1 protein-coding gene is annotated in these 3,325 nt (G+C 38.5%); it reads left to right on the top strand.

The features are described from left to right. Positions 1 to 3,255: ATP-binding cassette domain-containing protein (locus AC22ZQ_RS13655; RefSeq protein WP_318959323.1), on the top strand; the 3,255-nt coding region annotated here is incomplete at its 5' end. Positions 3,256 to 3,325: the final 70 nt, after the last annotated feature.

Here is a 3,325-nt window from a genome sequence, read left to right as displayed (position 1 = left end):
TTTATTCAATCCGCAGATTGGATTGTTGAGTTAGGACTTAAGGCTGGAGCTGAAGGTGGAGAAATTGTGTTTAATGGAAGTAAAAGCGAATTCCTTGCGGATAAAACATTGAACACCCCTACAAAACTTGCTTTGAGCGAAGATGAGCAGATAGCCACTCCCATTGCGTTGGAACAGGGAATGGAAAAGTTAAAGGGTGGACTGACAGTTTTTACTCGAAAATCGAAGGAAGTAGAAAGAACTTTGAAGGAATATGCTAGAAAAGAAGCATTCAATATTCAAACGGTAAATGATCAAGCTATAGGTAAAACTCCGCGCAGTAATCCTTCTACCTACACAGGGCTGGCAGATAAAATTAGAGATCTCTTGGCAAAAACTTCTACTGCCAAAGCACTGAAGTTGGCAAAAGGTGCTTTTTCGTTTAACAACAAAGCAGGAAGGTGTGCGAATTGTGAAGGGGCAGGAGTGATAAGTCTGTCCATGAGTGTAATGGGAAATGTAAATCAAAGGTGTCCGGTTTGTAATGGAAAGCGTTTTCATAAGGATGTTTTGCAGGTTAGCTGGAAGGAAAAAAATATTGCAGACATCTACGATTTAAGTGTGCGTCAAGCGCTAAGCTTTTTTGAGGGAGAGTCTAAACTTGTATCTATTTTAAGCTTGATGAATAACTTGGGCTTGGGGTATTTGAAATTGGGTCAGCCATCTAATACTTTATCAGGAGGTGAAGCACAGCGTATTAAGTTAACAAAGTATTTTGCCAAATCATCTCAACGAACCTTGTTGTTCTTAGAGGAGCCCAGTATAGGTTTACATCATCAAAATGTAAAAGAATTGATTGCGGCCTTGCATCAATTAAAAGCAAAAACTGCTGGAATTATTTGTTTTGAGAATCATCCTTTGTTTCAAAGTAGAGCAGATGTTTTTGTAGAAAATGCACGTGCAGTTGAAAGGGAGGTTTTGCCAGAATTGAAGCCGGAGGACAAAAAATATATTCACATAAAAGGTGCGCGTACGCATTTTCTGAAGGATGTAAATGTTAGTTTTCCCAAGTATAAAATCTCTGCAGTTACGGGAATTTCAGGTTCCGGAAAATCATCTTTATTGATAGATACACTTCATGCCTATGGTATGCAAGAAATGACACAACAATTTTCTAGTTATGAGCAAGGAAGAGTGGGCGGACAAATGCCCTTTGAGGTAGACGATGTTGAAGGATTAACCCCAACGATTTGTATCACTCGAAAGCATAAGAATTTCTCCGATAAGACTGATTTAGCTCAGCAGTGTGACATAGACAAACGATTGCGTTTTGCTTTTTCTAGAAAAGCTCAATTTGAAGGTGAAGAGTTATCTGCCTCTCATTTTTCTAAAAACCATGAACTTGGAAAATGTAAAGTTTGTGATGGTTATGGAGAAGCTTTGGTTCCTGATTTACAGAAAATAGTAGTTGATGAGAATTTGAGCATAGATGAGGGATTGTTTGAACACAATAAAGCCTTGGCCTATTACGGTCAAGCTTCTGGTCAGTATATGGCCATACTCCAAGAAGTGGGGAAGGAATACGGGTTTACATTGCAAACACCTTTCAATGATTTTACTGCACAACAATTGGATGTTATTTTGAATGGAATTCCTGAGAAAATATGGGAAACGGAATGGAAGTTTAAAACAAAGACCCGAGAAGGTGTTCAAGAAGTGAAAATGGAGTGGAAGGGGCTCTTTACTTATTTGAAGGAAGAGTATTTTAAAACACGCAAGAACAAAAATATTGCGACTTTAACAGCTCTGTTCTCTGAAGAAAGGTGTAGGGAATGTAAAGGAAGTGGTTTGTTAGCTGAACGTTTGAAGTTTACCCTTGATGGATTGAATTTTCAAGAGGTCAAAATGATGGATTTAGATCAATTTGAAAGTTGGTTAACACAAACGGATGGTGCCTCTGAAATTGATGGGAGACTCAAAGCTCAATTGGTTCATCATTTACGAGGATTGTTAGAGAAGGCCAAACAATTACACATCTCTTATTTGCAATTGAGCCGAAAAGCTAAAACTTTGAGCGGTGGTGAGCACCAACGAGTGGCTTTGATTCAACAGCTTAATTCACCGCTAAAAGGTATTACTTATTTACTCGATGAACCCTCTGCAGGTTTGTCGCAAAATAATATTGAAGATTTACAAAAGATTTTAAAGGAGTTGGTAGCCAAGGGGAATACAGTAATTCTTATTGAGCACAATAAAGAACTTTTAAAAACAGCAGATTATTTGGTGGAAATTGGTCCAAAGGCAGGGAGTTATGGAGGTGAGGTTATGTTTGCAGGATCACCGAATGAATTTGTTCTACAAAATGAAGTGCATCCTTTCTTAAAAGCGGAGTCTAAAAAACTTGTTTTAAAGCCTGGTAAGGAAAGCCTTGTATTGAAAGAAGTAGAAAAGTTTACGTTGAAGAAGAAGCTTTTAGAAATACCAGTGGGTGGAATCACTGCCCTTACGGGTAATTCTGGTGTTGGAAAAACAACCTTGGTCAAAGAGGTTGTCATGCCATGTGTAAGGCAAGAAGAAGCCGTGAATTGTGCTGCATTTCGTTTTCCTAAAAAGTATAGTGGCGTACAATATTTTGAAATGAAAAAGCTTAGAACCCAGAAGGCCACCTTAATGGTGGAATACATGGATGTTTTGAAAGATCTAACAAAGTGCTTTGCTAAAGGGAGTGGTGAGAAAGCCAAATTCTTCTCTTGGAAAACAAAAGGGAGTGAATGTGATAATTGTAAAGGGCAGGGAGTTTTGGTAACGAGTTTAGATGTTGCAGCAAGCACCTTAGAAGTGTGTGAGAAATGTAAAGGTACACGTTATGCAGATGAGGTTTTAGAACATAGGCTGGAAAACAAAAATATCGCAGAAGTTTTGTCTCTGAATGTTTCAGAAATGATGAGTTGGTTGGAAAAATACTTGCCTAAAACCAAAGCAATTGCTCGATTTGAAAAGTTGATGAAGGTTGGTTTAGGGCATTTGCAAATGGATCAACGTGTGCAAAGTCTTTCTTCGGGAGAAAAGCAGCGATTGACTTTGTTAGATTGGATGGATGAAAAAACAGAAAATCAACTGTTGATAATTGATGAACCGAGTATAGGGTTGCACTATGCAGATATCGATGCGCTTCTGAATATCTTAAGAGATCTGGCAAAGAAGAACGATGTTTTGGTGATAGATCATAATACTTATTTGTTAGAGAAGATTGGTGTAGGTGTGGTTCTGGCATAGTCGCGAGTATTCAAACAGGGATAGTATGGAAAGGAGGTGAAGCGAAAGGTTAGTAACGCTAAGGGAGGCG

This window comes from Lishizhenia sp., from assembly GCF_057456495.1.
The sequence above is the reverse complement of the archived record's forward strand: the minus strand, read 5'-3'. Positions and strand labels throughout refer to the sequence as shown.